Origin of the sequence: Pseudoalteromonas sp. NEC-BIFX-2020_002 (assembly GCF_013002825.1) — a bacterium.
GTDB lineage: Bacteria > Pseudomonadota > Gammaproteobacteria > Enterobacterales > Alteromonadaceae > Pseudoalteromonas > Pseudoalteromonas neustonica.
Window position 1 is genome coordinate 110,913 of record NZ_JABEPJ010000004.1, and the last position, 15,346, is coordinate 126,258.

At 40.7% G+C, this 15,346-nt stretch carries 11 protein-coding genes; 2 read left to right on the top strand and 9 right to left on the bottom strand.

Annotated elements, in window-relative coordinates:
• Positions 1 to 153 precede the first annotated feature (153 nt).
• Positions 154 to 363 carry a hypothetical protein gene (locus HJP15_RS06450; protein ID WP_054205867.1) on the top strand — a complete coding sequence of 70 codons (210 nt, stop codon included), beginning with the start codon at positions 154 to 156 and terminating at the stop codon, positions 361 to 363.
• Here the strand turns inward: HJP15_RS06450 and HJP15_RS06455 are convergent.
• Both HJP15_RS06455 and HJP15_RS06460 read right to left on the bottom strand, forming a co-directional pair.
• Positions 360 to 956, bottom strand: coding sequence for an alpha/beta fold hydrolase (locus HJP15_RS06455; RefSeq protein ID WP_054454354.1), 597 nt, complete (start codon positions 954 to 956; stop codon positions 360 to 362). The two genes, HJP15_RS06450 and HJP15_RS06455, sit on opposite strands and share 4 nt — an antisense overlap.
• Positions 957 to 978: 22 nt before the next feature.
• Entirely contained in the window at positions 979 to 1,515 is a 537-nt protein-coding gene (locus tag HJP15_RS06460; RefSeq protein WP_054205869.1) for a YaeQ family protein, read from the bottom strand.
• Positions 1,516 to 1,605: 90 nt separating this feature from the next.
• Between HJP15_RS06460 and ylqF the strand changes: the two genes are divergently transcribed.
• Complete coding sequence (gene ylqF, locus HJP15_RS06465) at positions 1,606 to 2,550, top strand: ribosome biogenesis GTPase YlqF (protein ID WP_170173291.1); 945 nt, start codon at positions 1,606 to 1,608, stop codon at positions 2,548 to 2,550.
• 14 nt (positions 2,551 to 2,564) lie between these two features.
• Here ylqF and HJP15_RS06470 read toward each other — a convergent pair whose 3' ends face one another.
• The 7 genes from HJP15_RS06470 to HJP15_RS06500 all read right to left on the bottom strand — a co-directional run bounded on the left by HJP15_RS06470 (position 2,565) and on the right by HJP15_RS06500 (position 15,218).
• Complete coding sequence (locus HJP15_RS06470) at positions 2,565 to 3,995, bottom strand: sensor domain-containing diguanylate cyclase (protein ID WP_170173292.1); 1,431 nt, start codon at positions 3,993 to 3,995, stop codon at positions 2,565 to 2,567.
• Positions 3,996 to 4,944: 949 nt separating this feature from the next.
• Positions 4,945 to 7,905 (bottom strand): DUF3857 domain-containing transglutaminase family protein, encoded by a 2,961-nt coding sequence (locus tag HJP15_RS06475; protein ID WP_170173293.1) that lies wholly within the window; start codon positions 7,903 to 7,905, stop codon positions 4,945 to 4,947.
• A gap of 92 nt (positions 7,906 to 7,997) precedes the next feature.
• A complete protein-coding gene (locus HJP15_RS06480) occupies positions 7,998 to 9,281 on the bottom strand; it encodes a sensor histidine kinase (protein WP_170173294.1) in 1,284 nt (427 codons plus the stop codon).
• Positions 9,281 to 10,660, bottom strand: coding sequence for a sigma-54-dependent transcriptional regulator (locus HJP15_RS06485; RefSeq protein WP_170173295.1), 1,380 nt, complete (start codon positions 10,658 to 10,660; stop codon positions 9,281 to 9,283). The genes HJP15_RS06480 and HJP15_RS06485 overlap by 1 nt, the downstream gene beginning before the upstream one ends.
• A 73-nt stretch (positions 10,661 to 10,733) precedes the next feature.
• Positions 10,734 to 13,187, bottom strand: coding sequence for an ABC transporter permease (locus HJP15_RS06490; RefSeq protein ID WP_170173296.1), 2,454 nt, complete (start codon positions 13,185 to 13,187; stop codon positions 10,734 to 10,736).
• A gap of 1 nt (position 13,188) precedes the next feature.
• Entirely contained in the window at positions 13,189 to 13,944 is a 756-nt protein-coding gene (locus tag HJP15_RS06495; protein ID WP_054454372.1) for an ABC transporter ATP-binding protein, read from the bottom strand.
• Positions 13,941 to 15,218 carry an efflux RND transporter periplasmic adaptor subunit gene (locus tag HJP15_RS06500; protein WP_170173297.1) on the bottom strand — a complete coding sequence of 426 codons (1,278 nt, stop codon included), beginning with the start codon at positions 15,216 to 15,218 and terminating at the stop codon, positions 13,941 to 13,943. Before HJP15_RS06500 ends, HJP15_RS06495 begins: the two co-directional genes overlap by 4 nt.
• Between the last annotated feature and the right edge of the window lie 128 nt (positions 15,219 to 15,346).

The following is a 15,346-nucleotide window of genomic DNA, read 5'->3' on the forward strand; positions in this document are numbered from 1 at the left end:
AGTCGTTTATTGGTTAAAATAAACTCAAAAAGATGATCTAGAACAAGCTTTATATTGCTGAGTAATAAGGCAGGTAAATAGTTTGATTTAGGTCAAAATCGGCATTTACAGTCGGCGCATAATCAAACTAGATTAATTACTAGGAGATTTCACATGCAGGCTAAAACACAAAAAGAAAGCAAAATGGAACTGGTTGTTGTAGGTATCGCTTTACTGGCATTTGTTGTCGGGGTGGTAGGCCACTTAGCGGGTGCTAGCTTTGCTAATTTTGATACATTTGGTTATATCGCAGCACCAACACCGTTGATTTTAGGGATTATCGCATTTGTTGCTTACAAAGTAGCAGCGAGTGCAGAAGATTAAATGAGCAACCCAACAATGTATTTCATTACTTGGCGTGAGTAGATCATACCGGTGTGACTTAAGTGAAACACCTTATGTTCTGCCATGCCATTGAGCTTAGTTTCATCAAGCAATACAGTACCATCTGATTGGCTGCCCTTAGCAATAAGCGGCATTAACCCAATAGGCAGATCGCCAGCAATACTATAAAGTTTAGCATTAAACGGCCAATCACCATTTTTAGAGAGTAAAAACTCAACGCTGTTTTTTAAAAATGCTTCAAACCCTTTTTGCTGCATTTGCTCTGCAATATGGCTGCCTTTATGCGGGGTTCCCAGCGTAATTACCTTCTTCACATTTTGGCTTTGGTGCGAATTTGCTTCAAGATAAGCGCGCGCCACTAACCCACCCATTGAATGGCACACCAGTGCCGTATTTTTATTATCTATAAAAGTATCAATTTGAGCAAAAATAGCATCGCGATCAGGGCTGAGCGTATTATAAGACAGGTTAAGAATATCTAGGCCTGACTTTTTTAAACGAGAGCACAGCGGGCGCATTACAAAGCCTGACATGTACAAACCATGTAATACTACAACTTGTTGAATTGCCATATACGCCCTTATTTAATAATGCTTACATTAATTGCTGTGGTTTTATCTCGATATTTGTATTATCGGTACTTACCCATACTTCGCCATCTTGAACAGTCATTGTCAGCGAAATATTACGATCAACTAATGCTGCAAGCGCCTGCGTGGCAGTAAAATCTAAACTAAAAATACTTAAATTTTTAAAATCATACAACTTAGGTTGGTGTTTTTGCCACCAAATTGCTTGGTTATTTTCACCATATGTATACAGCACCACTTTTTTAGCTTTATTACAGGCTTTTTTAAGGCGTTTTTCATCAGGTAAACCGAGCTCAATCCACAGCTCAATCTCGTCACTGTAGTTTTTATGCCACACTTCTGGCTCATCGTCAGCCGATAGCCCCTTGGTAAATTCAAGGCCATCACACGCATTAAGTGCGTACGCAAGCAAGCGAACCATCAAGCGTTGATCGTTTTCAGAAGGGTGTTGCGCCAAGGTTAAATTAAAATCTTGGTAAAGGTGGCGGTCCATATCGCTAAGCGATAATTGCGCTTTAATAATCGTAGATTTAAGAGCCATAACAGTTTATTTGAAAAAATTTGCGCCAGTATAGCGCAATTACTCGCCGAGCCAGTTAAAATAGCACTAAATTATCTGTAGGAGTTTAAAATGGCTATCCAGTGGTTCCCTGGGCATATGAATAAAGCCCGTAATGAAATTAAAGAAATAATGCCACAAATGGATGTGATCATTGAAGTGCTTGATGCGCGCATTCCTTACAGCAGTGAAAACCCGATGGTGGCGACGTTGCGTGAAGGCAAGCCGGTTATCAAAATATTGAACAAAGCCGATTTAGCAGATCCTAAAATGACGCAAATTTGGAAGGATTATTTTGAGCAGGAAAATGGCGTAAAGGCTATTGCGTTTGGTAACGATAAAGCGGCTGAAGTTCATCGTATTAACGAGCTGTGTAAAAAGTTAGTACCGCATAAAGTGGGTGCTGATAAGCAAATTAAAGCCATGATTATGGGTATACCTAACGTTGGTAAGTCTACCTTGATCAATGTGTTAGCAGGTCGAGTTGTAGCAAAAACAGGTAACGAGCCTGCGGTTACTAAAGCCCAGCAACGTATTAAGCTTGAAGATGGCATTATGCTTTACGACACACCCGGTATGCTGTGGCCAAAAGTAGAAAACGAAAACTCGGGCTACCGTTTGGGCGCAACTGGCGCTATTCGTGATACCGCGATTGAGTATGAAGAAGTGGCAAGTTATACGGCTGAGTACTTGTTACGTGCTTACCCGGCACTTTTAAAAGCACGCTATAAAATTGATGAATTACCAGAGAGTGATTGGGAATTTGTTGAAATGGCTGGCAAAAAGCGTGGTTGTATTCGTGGTGGTAATCAAATAGATACTTATAAGATGTCTGAAATTCTAATTAATGAATTACGAGATGGCATTATTGGTCGTATCACTATGGAAACGCCAGCCATGCGTGAAGAAGAAGAAATAATGGTTGCAGGCTTGCGTGCAGCAGCTGAAGCTAAAAAAGCGGCTAAAGAAGAAGAGAAAAAACAACGTCGAGCGCGTGCGCGTAAAAATCGCCGTTAACTAGTTGTTAAGCGTTAGCTTGCTAACGTAATACGGTTTCGCCCTAGTCTTTTAGCTTGGAGTAGGGCGTTATCAGCACGAGAAATAAAAGACTCGTCAGATTCCTTTATTTGATATTGCGCTACACCAAAGCTGGCTGTCACTGCAATTTCTTGTACTTGAACCATGTTTTTTAGCTGGTGTTTTATTTGCTCAGCTGTGTGCTGTGCTTTAGCGAGATCACTGTGCGGTAGGAGTACAATAAACTCTTCACCACCCCACCGACAAACCACATCATTACCTTGCGCTACTTGTTGACAAGTAAGGGCAACTTGCTGAATTATTTTATCTCCTGCTAAATGTCCGTAACTATCATTAATATGTTTAAAGTGGTCAATATCTAGCAGTATTAAACTTAGGCGTTGTTGTTTTTGTTGGGCTTGTATGACGTGTTGAGTCAATAATGGATCAAAAGCTTGGCGATTTAGTGCGTTAGAAAGCTTGTCAAAGGATGCTATCGCTTCTATTTGTCGCTGATACTTATCAAATGTGCGATGGGCGTAACATAGCACGAGTAAAATGAGGGACCCACTTAGTAATAAGCTGGAGAGTATCTCTTGGCTTACCAATGACGACGTACCTTTGTCATGGTGCTCTATAATTAAATACCATCCTAATTGCTCCACCCAGCGGCTATGTAAAATGGCTGGCTGTGAATTGTATTCAAATTCAAATGCAGTTTGTTGCTTTAAAAATATATTATCTAGATAAGGTAATAACTCATCATTTTGATGTATGTTGTTGAGTTTTGTCGGCTCAGAGCTCGCTTGGAGTGTAATAGAGCCTTGCTCATCAATAAAATAGATTTTACGATGATAGTGACGCTGATACTGGGTAATGATTTTTTTTAGTTTTGAAAGTGTGATCCCAACGCCTGCAATACCAATTATATTTTCGTGTGCATCAACCACTTTGTAATTTATAAACAAAGTATATTTTGAGGGAGTGAAATGATGTTGATCAATGTTAATAACGTAATCATGGGGGGAGTTAATGGCGGCAATAAACCATTGTTGCTGAGTGAAATTTTCAGAGCCACTGATAACACCATCACCATCATGATAAAAAACCCCAGATTGGCTTGATGCAAAAAAGCTGATGTCGATATTTATATCTTGTTTTATGTACTTAAGGTATTCAATTAAGAGTTCAGGTTTAGATTCCCCTTGGACTGCCCAGCGCCTTAAAAAAGTATTGTTAGCCATATTTTTAGCAGCGTAAATGGGCTGCATTAAATCTTCTTGTATTTCAGAGTAGACAGTATCTTGAGTCAGGGAGAGTGGGTTGACTGTCTCTTTACTAATTGAGTTATGGGCGAGGTTAAAACTTAACCAACTGGTAAGTATAAAGCCGCAAAGTAGGAAGCCGAGCAAGATGGTATTGTATTTTTTGCGCATCAGTAACATAAAAAGCATCCATACCTTAGAGTCGATAATCATACTAATTCTATTTAGAATATGACTATTTTAGCGAATTAAATAATTCATTTATTCAATGTAATAAGCGCCATGAATAACAATAGCGGCAGAGTTTACTCCATTTTAGTATTGGAGTGAAGAACGAGAAATAATTTTGCTTATTTTATTATTCAAAGCTGAATAAGCTATTAGGGCGTGTCGACCTTTTGTGATAATAAGCTATTAATTAACAGGCATAAAAAAAGCCCGTTAGGGCTTTTTTAGTATCATATCTACCGTCACCGATATGAGCAATGTAGCAAGTAAAATAGTAGGGCGGTTATCTGTTACCAACATCAAGGGGCGTTGCGGTTAGTGACAGATAACCTTAGCTGTTTACGTGCGCCACACGTGTTTCAGGGTCGAGAAACAAATCAGTTTATTCTGTACAAGTCGTTGTGCGCTGTCGTCTTGTTGATATTGATTATCAGTTAGATTTAAGTGAGTGTCAACACCTAATTGAAAATTATTCTCATTATCATGTTGGTATTTTAATTAACATTAAAAAAGAAGGTTTTCGGGGAGTTTATGGTGCTGTGCTGCTGTTGAATTTCAGGCATAAAAAAAGCCCGTAAGGGCTTTTTAGTATCATATCTACCGTCACCGATATGAGCAATGTAGCAAGTAAAATAGTAGGGCGGTTATCTGTCGTCAACATCAAGGGGCGTTGCGGTTAGCAACAGGTAACCTTGGCTGTTTACGTGCGCCACACGTGTTTCAGGGTCGAGAAACAAATCAGTTTATTCCGTACAAGTCGTAGTACTTTGCCGTCTTGTTGATATTGATTATCAGTTAGATCTATAAATCTGTCAACACCCACTTGCAAATAATTCTCATTTATTTTGTTTTTTGTAAAAAGTACAAATAAAGCAAAGAGTTACTGTTAGCCCTAATGGAGCTAAAGTGATTTGTAATGGTCAAGGCGACGATTTATTTGTTCTGCAAGCTCTTTATCTGTTTGCCCTTCGCTATCGATGATAAGTAAAAAGTATTGTTGCTCGGTATCGATAACCTTAATCACGGTGTTATCAAATTTCGTTTTTCCATAAGTTACTTCGATACTCGTAATATCTTTAAAGTGCTTTAATCGTGATTCAAGCTGCCCTTGTTCATTTTGCCAATAGCTAAATATATAGTTGTCAGTAATGCCATTACCATCACTACGAAAATCAAAAAAAGCATCGCTGTAAAAATATAAAATATCTTCATCAATGGGCATTAGTTGTTGGCGTTGTAAAAATTGCACCTGAAATGGCCATAGCTTTTCACCTTTGACAATTGATGCGCCGGGTAATAAATAAGCCTCTTGCAGCAGCCCTAAAAATAAAATTGGTGCCCAAATTATGCTGATAACGATGTTTCTTATACGCCATTTAGAGTTATATATCAGTGCTTCAGATGATTGATTTATATGCTGAATATAGTTCACCAGCGGTAGCCAAATGAGTGGGATAATGCATAATCCAATAGTTGCATAGTCACTAAAACGTGTAGTGGCTGTAATTACTATAAGTAGTAACCAGCCAATTAAGGCTAGTGCATTTGGCATGATTTTATTTTTTTTATGGTGCTCTTGGCTGTGTGCAAGTAGCTCTAAAAATAAAGAGTAGAAGAAAAACAGTGCAAAAATCCCACGAGCAATCGGCATTATATGGCTATCTTGCTGTGCTTTTATCGCCAGCCAGTTACGGTAGCTCCAGTAGTTAATAAATAGCCCTAAGGTAAATATGCTATAAATAATAAATTTAGCGTTTGATACAGGGTAAAAATGAGTGTTATTGAAGGTTGGGCGTTTTGCTGATTCTATGCGCCATGCCACTATAAAGAACACCATGCCTATAAGGTACACACATAGCAAAACAATGATCCAATTGTCTTCGAGATCCAACCCGCCAGAATCACTTGTAGTCGCTTCGCCATCAATATATTTAATAATGCCAAAGTGAGTGTGATCGACCAGTTTTTCTCGTTCATCAAGGTATAGCTTGATTTGATCCGCTGGAATATGGTCTTGTTTGGCGCTAAATGAAAAATTAAGCGTGAGGGTGTTTTCAGCAAAGTGAATATTCTTTTTAAAGTAAAAGAAAGGGTTATCAACTTCGACTTGTTCGTTATCAAATTGCCAATTTTGTTCTTCAAATTTAACTTTAATGGTTGTTTCAATGTTATTTGGGTACTGGAAATAGAGCGGAGCGGTACGCGTAATTTGATCTGGTTCGTAAACACTGTTTTGAATCTCTGAGGCATAAAAATCAGCTCTTAGATCTGGGTCAGCGGGTTGCCAAAAATCATCAATCAAATAAAACTCATTGCTTAAAAGTTCACCATTATTGGCATTTTCAGTCACTGTCATCGGCTGATCAATAGTTAGACCTTTAAAGTAGCCTTGGTAATACTCAAGGTAGTCTTTGGCTATTTGATCAAGGCCGTTGCGTGCTAGTGAGCTGCGTCTATTTATGGCTTCAAATCCGCTATACAAATAGCTAGTTTGGAAGGTTGCTGGTTGTTCACGGTTTTGCGCTATGGTGTAGTTATCAGTGGTTTTAATTCTCAGACCGTCAACAGGTGGCGCCATTTTTGTGAGCTGCTGCTCAAAAGGTTTAATGATTAATGCATAGCCATAGTTTGGTTGAGCTAGGTGCTCTAAGCTTCCCGTTTGATAGCTTATCGTTGGGTCTAACCAATAACGTTGTCCCGCATATTCAAGTGTAACAATAACGTGGTCAAACTGGTTCGCAGAAGGAGGAAGCCGATTTAAGCGCTTGCCCTCTTCGGTGTTTACCAGAGCTGGGTAAGCTGGGATCCCCATCGCTTTGAGTAATGATATAAGGAGCACTGTTTTGTCTTTACAGTCGCCATAACGCAGTTCAAGAGTTTCTGATGCGGGTGTTGGTTGGTGTGAGTTTGTGCCCATTTCCAAGCCCAAATAACGCACTTCATCTTGGCTAAACTTCAAGGCTGCGGCAATGCGATCAGTGACTTGGAGGTTCTGCATAGTAATATCATCGGCAACTTGCGCAACGCTAGCAGTGACCTCAATGGCAGATTTATATAAAGGAATAGCCCACTCGGTGACCTCTTGCCATGTGTTTAATTCAGAGAAAAAAACCTGTTTATAAGGGCTATACCAACGTGGTGTTTGATTTGAAGATGCAACAGTTGCTTGATTACGTAAGCTGATTTGATAGTCATGCCCAACAGCAAGCGGAGTGTCTTTTATATCAGTCTCACCATTGACAGTATTAATATAAAGTGGCGTTGATTTTTGCCACAGCACACGCATAAATTGTTGTGCAACGGGCACTGACCAGTTTAACGTACGAGACACGCTAAAGTGTTGATAAACAGGATTACGCCCTGTAATCGTAAAGCTGTAGTCGAGTTTGTCGTTTACGCGCATGTCATCAACAATAATATTTAAAGTAAGGCTGCCGTTGTAGATGCCATTGGCTAATTCAGTTTCTCGTTGTAAAACCTTAAATTGCGCGCTGGTGAGTTTATCTATGTATTGGCCATCACGAATAAGGCCCAGCCCATTCAGGGTGAGGGTTTGATAACTGGGATCAAAATCTAAATTTAGTTGGCTGATATAATCAATACCACTTTGATTCACGGCCTGCATAACTGTGCGCGTATAGCGTTGCGTAGGTTGCTGCTGTGAAACGTTGATTTGGGTATCGAGGAGTAAATAGTAAGTACCATCGATAATTTGGTTAACGGGAATGTCAGTTTCAATGAGGGGGTATTTTTTTACCCAACTATCGGCAGTTTGTATTTGGTATTCTTGGCTGGTGCTATAAAAACTTATAACTAAAAAGCACACGCTAAGAGCGAGGCTGGTTAACTGAGTCCATTTCATTATTGTTCTTCTTTTGGTTGGTTTTTGGTATTCCCTATAGGCGTTAGATTACCAAGCTATTGCTTTTAAGCCAATAAAATGAAGAGGATTCTTTATTTCGGTAAGGTAATTAATACGCGTGTACCTTGGCAATAAGGATTGGCTAATAACTGTAGTTGACCACTTTGGTTACGAATAAGTTCGCGGCTTATAACTAAGCCTATGCCAGCTCCTTGTTCTTTAGTTGAATAAAAGGGCACAAATAGGTTGTCGGGATTTGTAATACCAGTACCGCTATCGAGCAGCTCAATAATGACCTTATCACTTTGCTGCTGCCAATTAAGTGTTGGTGCGTGTTTGCCTCCTGCTTCAAAAGCGTTTTTAATTAGGTTTATTAGTGCTTGTTCTAACTGCCCAAGATCAACATTAAAGTGCTGAATCTCAGCGGCTTTAATGACGAGCTGTGGAAATAAAGCATGTAATCTAAGGTTAATTGTCTCGTTCGTCACCGCTTGTTTTTTTGCTGCAGGTAACTGCGAAAATGCGCTGTAGCTGGCCACAAAGTCGAGTAAATGCTGAGCACGTTTTTCAATTACTAGCAGCATGTCGCTGGCTAAGTCAGGCTCTTTATTGATCTGCCCTTGCTGTTTCATCAGTTGCAATGATTGGCTCATTGAATAAATAGGGGTTAGAGAGTTTCTTACTTCATGATTAAGAACCCTAATTAAGCGTTGCCATACCTGCTTTTCATTGGCACGTAATTGCTGCTCGATAGAAAATAAAGTGAGTAGTTCATAGCTTCGCCCGGCGCGCCAAAAAGTTTGTGATGAAATATGAAAACGCTGCTCAAAGCGTGATTCATCGTTTTGTTGCCAATTGCCTTGGCTATAAGTGAGGCCGAGATTGTTAGCTGTTAAACCATCAATGGTTGGGTTGGTTAAGCTATTTAAAAATGCTTGATTGGTAAAATATATAAGCCCGTGAGGGTCTAAAATAACAATGGGTAAATCAAGCATGCCAACAAACTCAAATACAAACTCTTCGGTTTGCATATAATGGCGTTTATTTTTAGCAATTTTGTTTCTGAGCTTATTAAAATCAGTTTTTAGACCGCTAATACGCCCGCCTTGATATTGCGCTAAATGCCAGCTGTTACTTTCATCGTTCGCTAACGCATCTAATTGCAGGCCAAAGCGATCTGTCACATCAGTAATGAGTCGGTAGCATTTAACTAAACCGCCTATCGCAAGCGCTGCTATTGGTAATAAAATGCTGGCGCTGGTAAACCAATCAACATTCCATGCAATGGCGAGCAAGCCGCACAGTAAGAGTAAGACTGCGGCAACTAAATAAATATACCGCTTAATACGTTGTTCAAATGAGAGCACGTTTGGCATTAACTGTCTGCTTCTTTTAAATCGAGCTGATGCTTATCAATACGACGATATATGGCCGACTTACTGAGCCCTAAAAACTCGCCTGCGGCAATGACATTGCCATTAAATTCGGCCAGTGCTTTTTGAATCATTTGTTTTTCAAGCTCTTCCAGTGGCAATAAAGGTAATGATTTATCACCTGCTGCACTATGACTGACCTCACTGCTGGGTTGTTCTAAAATTAAATCATTGGCTGTAATGTTGTCGTTATCGCTCATGATCACGGCGCGTTCAATACAATGGCTAAGTTCGCGTACATTGCCCGGCCAACTGTATTGCGTGAGGGCAGTCATTGCGTGTGTCGTGAGTGTCATATTTGTGCGTTTATATTTTCTACCATGAGTTGTGAGTAGGTGGTTTGCCAGCTCAATAATATCTTCTACTCGTTCGCGCAGTGGTGGAATATGTAGCTCAATAGTGTTGAGCCTGAATAGTAAATCGCGGCGAAATTCTCCCTCTTCAATCGCTTTGGCAAGCTGTGCGTTGGTGGCAGCAATAATCCGTACATCGGCTATTTGCGTTTGGCTTGAGCCTAAGACTTCAAACTCTTGGCTTTCTAGCACACGCAGCATTTTACTTTGCAGTTCAAGCGGCAGGGTGGCTATTTCATCTAAAAATAAGGTACCGCCGTTGGCTATTTCAAAGCGGCCTAGGCGGTCTTCTTTGGCATCGGTAAACGCGCCTTTTTTATGGCCGAATAACTCGCTTTCAAATAATGAGGGGGCAATAGCGCCAATATTTACGCTCACGTAACGTTGTTCACAACGGTTAGAATGCTGATGAATATACTGTGCTAATAAGCTTTTTCCGGTGCCATTTTCACCGGTGATTAAAATACTGGCATCGGTTTTTGCTGCGCGTTTAGCGCGTGTAAGTAGTTGCCGCATAGCGGGGGAATTGGCAATGTAATCGGCATTTTTAGTGGTGTTTAAGGCTTTTAAACAAGCATTGTCGTGGCTGGTTTTTTGCTGTTTGAGTTGCTGTTGTACTACCGCCGTTAAGCGCAAGTTGTTCCACGGTTTTTCTATAAAATCTAGCGCGCCTAATTGCATCGCTTTTACGGCAACATCAACACTGGCCCATGCGGTCATTACCACCACGGGTATTGTTGAGCCAAGCGACTGTAGTTGTTTTAAAAATCGCAGCCCTTCGTCGCCTGAGGTGGTGTCGAGTTTAAAATTCATATCTAGCAATATCAGGCTAATCGTACTGTTATTAATTAGCTCCATTGCCTGCTCTGGGCCTTGTGCTTCAATGCATTGATAGCCAATTTGATTTAACGCCACGATGGCGGCCATGCGCACATCGGCTTGGTCGTCGATAACTAAAATTGTGTCCATTTTGTTCTTCTTGTTTCAAGCAAAAGCAAAAGCAAATTGCTTTGCTTTTGCTTGGTGGGTAAGCAATATTCGCTTAGTCGTTACGAAGCGCGGCCATAGGTTTGGCTTTAATTAACAGCAATAGTGGCCTAAAGCAGGCAAACATGGCAATAATCAAGGTAATTGTCCATGCTATTAATTGTAGTCGCACGTCCATAATTAACCACGATATTAGCTGTTCTTGTAGCATAAAGTAACCCGCTAATACGGTTGCTATGGCCAGAATAAAGCCAATGAGTACGGGAATAACAGCTTCTTTACTCATGAGTTTAAATAAGCGTATCTTTTTAGCGCCGAGCGCCATGCGAATACCAAACTCATAACGGCGCAGGCCTAAGTTATAGCTCAACACGCCAAAGATGCCTATTGCTGCTAATAATAGAGTAAATAATGCCAAGGTACTACATAGTGCAACGGTTAGGTGGCTCATATACAATAAATCATCGTACTCTTGTTGTAAGTCTCTAAATTGCCATAACGTTAGGTGACTATTGGCTTTTCTTAATAAACTTAAAACTTGCTTACTGGTAAGCTCAACACCTTGCTCTGTTTCAATAACAAACATATAGCTCCAAGGCTGTGCCGGCCACCACATATGCCGACCAAATGATTCATCATAATATTTAGGATGGTTAAAATCCTCCGTTATGCCGACAATTTCAAACATTTTATCTTCAAGGCCTTTGTAGCTTTTACCGATAACATTTGTGTACTCTTGATCGGGTAATAGCCATTTAGCGACACTGATAGATACCAATAGCTCGTTAGTTTCACCGCGCATTGCTTGCTCACTAAAAGTACGCCCAGCGAGTATTTTTGTGCCCACTAAATCAAAGTAATCAGGCCCGACCCACTGGCTTGGAAAGAAGATTGAGCTTTTACCTTCAACATCGGTCAAGGTATTGGCATTTTGCCTTGCGGATACCGGGCTTTGCCCAATAGCAACATCTTTAATGCCCTCACTATTTTGTAATACTTTTTGATACTGCTTAATTTGCTCGTAGCGCTCAGCCAGTGTTGCATTGTTATTGGTTTGAAATAACTGTGCAAAGTACAGGTTTTGAGTGTCGCTACCCAGTGGGCGATTAATGGTGTCGAGTGCTTTGCTAACAATCATAATTGAAAAGCTAACTAATAAAGCGGCCACAAACATTTGTGTGCCAATTAGTATACGCACAGTACGCCCAGATACTTGCGACACGCCGCCTTTGCCACTGTTTTGCATTTGGTTATTTAAGGTTTTGTAGTTAACTAAACGTGCGGTAATCATCGAAAATATATATGCGAGAGCAATGCACATAACTACCGCAATCAGCACCAAATTAAGGTCAACAGCCAAGCTGTTTACTAATGGTAAACGTCCTTCTGCAAGTACTTTAAATAACCGAATACCCCAAATAGATAAAAACAGCGCAATACTGACCGATATGCTCATTAAAATGAGTGATTGCAGTAAAATGCTGCTAAATAAAGTTTTACGTTTTGCGCCCAGTACAGCTTGTAATGCTAAGGTTTTATGTTGTGCTAATGCGCGCGAGAAAAATAAGGTACTGACGTTCAGTACAGCGATGATCAATAGCCCTACTGCACCTGCAAGCATCATTAAACTAAGTTGATCATTATTACCAAGTTCAACTTCGCGATACGGTGTAACAACGGGCTTTACATCAGTTATACCGCCATTATTAAGCCACTGGGATTTAATCGTATCAATTTGAGCTTTTAAGTCGGTTTTTACTTGCTCGTTAGTGACGCTAGGTTTTAATACTGCAATCAGTTTTAAGTTTCTAAAGGTGTTGGTCCACGGGCTTTGCCAGTCATCATTATGGAAAAATCGACGGTCAGAACTGGTTGGATACCACACATCAACAGAGCCCGCTTTAATCATGTAGGGTGGGCTGAAATTAGCCGCTACAACCCCCGTTATTATATGCCCATCACCTTCAATCTCACTGGCTGTTTTTAAGGACTTACCAATTACATCAGGGTCACTATTAAAATGTTCTTTCCAGAACTTCTCTGAAATGACCGCGCTATTATCAGCTTCCTCTAAAGTTCCGCCCTTTTTAAAGCCATGTCCGAGTAAAAAAGGAGTATGTAGGAGCTCAAAATATTCACCACCCACATACAGCACATTCTTTTTTGGTTGGCCGTCTAAGTATAAAAAAACATTTTCAGCGGCATTCATCATAAAAGCTTGTTCAAAGCTTTGGTTGTTTTTAAGCCAGTGCACAATTGACTGGTAACTTTGAAAGCCAACCGCATCATAGTCGTCATAGGTTAGGCTTTGCTCAACCACCACCATGCGGGTTTCGTCAAACACATCAAGGGGTTTTAAAAAGTAACTATTAACCAGGCTTAGCACTACAAATAACGTTGCGAGAGTGAGCGCCAAGGTGGCAACAACGGCGGTAACAAACCCCGGTGCGTTCATCAGTGATGCCCACGCCAAGCGCAGTTGACTACGTGTTTTAGTTAAACGGCTCATGTTAAATTACCTCGGCAGTATTAGCGGGTACAGCGCTGGTATTTTCAGTGTGTGCATCTTGGCGCGCCTGCGAATACGAGATAATTTCGCCATCGAGTAATTTTAGCTGAGTTTTTGCACGTCCTGCGTAACGTAAATCATGGGTTACCATACAAATGGTGGTGCCTTTTTGGTTTAGCGCATCAAGTAAGTCCATCACTGCATCACCATTTTTAGAATCGAGGTTACCGGTTGGCTCATCGACCAATAAAATACTTGGTTTACCGGCAAGGGCGCGGGCAATGGCAATACGTTGTTGTTGCCCACCAGATAGCTGGTTTGGTTTATGCTGAGCACGATGCCCCATTTCAACTTCATCAAGCGCATGCTTTACCGCACTTTGAATATCGGCTTGGCTCATAGCTGGTTCTCGATAAGTAAGCGGGAGCGCCACGTTATCAAACACCGAGAGTTCATCTATTAAATTAAAAGACTGAAAAATAAAGCCAATGTGTAAATTACGTAGCTCTGCTTGTTGGTCCATATCAAGGGTTTTAGTATCGACGCTTTTAATTAAATATTGCCCTTCGGTAGGGCTGTCGAGTAAGCCAAGTAAAGACAGTAGCGTTGATTTACCGCACCCTGATGGACCACTAATGCAGATGTAATCGCCTTGCGTTATAGCAAGGTCAATATTCTTTAAAGCGTAGGTTTCAACACTTTGGCTGCGGTAAACCTTGGCGATATTTTTTAATGAGATAAGCGTATTTGCGTTCATAAACTTTCCTGTTCTATTTTTATAGTTGCCAAATGCTGCCATTTAGAGAGATCTGAAATGATCAGCTGTTCACCCACTTTTGCGCCGCTTAAAAGTTGAATTTTGTTATCACTGAGTGTACCAAATTCAATTTTAGTTGGGTGGGCTAAATGAGTGGTGGGGTTGAGCTTAAAAAGCATGGCATTGCTATTTGCTTGTGCTTTTATGGGTAAATTAATGGTCAGAGCGTTCGGTATGATGTGACTTATTACATAGCCTTCAATGCTTAAGTCGGGGCGAGCGTTAGCTGGCAGCGTACCTGTTAAATCAAGCTCAATCATTACACGGCCGTCACTGACGATAGGGTCAATACGGGTGACTTTAGCCAACACTTCGCTACTTTCACCTGCGCTAAATGTATTTACTTTAGCGGGCATATTTAACGCTATTTTTTCAGCTTCACTTTGTTGAATACTCAATTCAGCCTTAAGGGCTGTATCAGAGCCAACGACGGCAAGCCGTGTGCCCGGCGTGAGATTTTGACCAAGCTCTACATTAAGTGCTTGCAGCATGCCATCAATCCCTGCGGTTATTTGTAAATCATTAAAAGCTTGTTGTTGTACTTGGTAATTTAGTTCAAATTGGCTCAATAGCTCTTGCTGAATTTTGCTGCGTTCATGGTGCATATCGGCTAATTGGGCTAAGCGCTGTTTTTCAATATCTACACGTTGCTCTAGCTGTTTAACGGTTAATAAACTGCGTTTGTAATCAAGGCTAGAGACAATACCTTGCTCGATCAATTTACTTTCGGCCTCTGCACGCAGTTGGGCACTTTCAAGATCGCTTTTTAAAATAGTCAGGTTTGCTTGGCGCTCTAGCAGTTGACTTTTTTGATTGATTATTTGTTCGTTAACGCTGGCTTTTTGCCTCGCTAACTCTAACCGTGCGACTGATAAACGCTGCGCTTGAAGTGGATTTACGAGGCTTAAAATAACCGTGTCTTTACTAACTCGCGTGCCAGGGTAAACATGAATTGCTTCGACCATGGCGGTATCAGTATTGGTTAAGTAACGCTGGTGCTTTGATTTTAAGCGGCCAAACCCACGAATTTTTACCACAAAGTCAGCTTGGGTTACGCTGGTAATTTGCAGCTGACTGGCCGCTAATGAATGAGGAGCAAGCCACTGCTGTAAAGCAAAAGCAATTAATCCGCAGCCAATAATCAATAAACCAATAATGAGCTTTTTACGCGACGTTGGTTTATTACTTCGCGCTAAGGTGCTGTCTATATCCATGGTATGTGTTATTCGTTATCAAAAATAATTAACCAGATAAAGCCAGTTTTATGCCAAAGGTTAACTTATTGAAAATAAATAAATTAAATATTTATGGATGCATGGGTTTTCCCATCGATGGGAATATG

Excerpts from the sequence above, each read along its gene's own strand:
- HJP15_RS06450 (WP_054205867.1), top strand. The coding sequence starts at position 154 with ATGCAGGCTAAAACACAAAAAGAAAGCAAAATGGAACTGGTTGTTGTA.
- HJP15_RS06455 (WP_054454354.1), bottom strand. The coding sequence starts at position 956 with ATGGCAATTCAACAAGTTGTAGTATTACATGGTTTGTACATGTCAGGC.
- HJP15_RS06460 (WP_054205869.1), bottom strand. The coding sequence starts at position 1,515 with ATGGCTCTTAAATCTACGATTATTAAAGCGCAATTATCGCTTAGCGAT.
- ylqF (WP_170173291.1), top strand. The coding sequence starts at position 1,606 with ATGGCTATCCAGTGGTTCCCTGGGCATATGAATAAAGCCCGTAATGAA.
- HJP15_RS06470 (WP_170173292.1), bottom strand. The coding sequence starts at position 3,995 with ATGTTACTGATGCGCAAAAAATACAATACCATCTTGCTCGGCTTCCTA.
- HJP15_RS06475 (WP_170173293.1), bottom strand. The coding sequence starts at position 7,905 with ATGAAATGGACTCAGTTAACCAGCCTCGCTCTTAGCGTGTGCTTTTTA.
- HJP15_RS06480 (WP_170173294.1), bottom strand. The coding sequence starts at position 9,281 with ATGCCAAACGTGCTCTCATTTGAACAACGTATTAAGCGGTATATTTAT.
- HJP15_RS06485 (WP_170173295.1), bottom strand. The coding sequence starts at position 10,660 with ATGGACACAATTTTAGTTATCGACGACCAAGCCGATGTGCGCATGGCC.
- HJP15_RS06490 (WP_170173296.1), bottom strand. The coding sequence starts at position 13,187 with ATGAGCCGTTTAACTAAAACACGTAGTCAACTGCGCTTGGCGTGGGCA.
- HJP15_RS06495 (WP_054454372.1), bottom strand. The coding sequence starts at position 13,944 with ATGAACGCAAATACGCTTATCTCATTAAAAAATATCGCCAAGGTTTAC.
- HJP15_RS06500 (WP_170173297.1), bottom strand. The coding sequence starts at position 15,218 with ATGGATATAGACAGCACCTTAGCGCGAAGTAATAAACCAACGTCGCGT.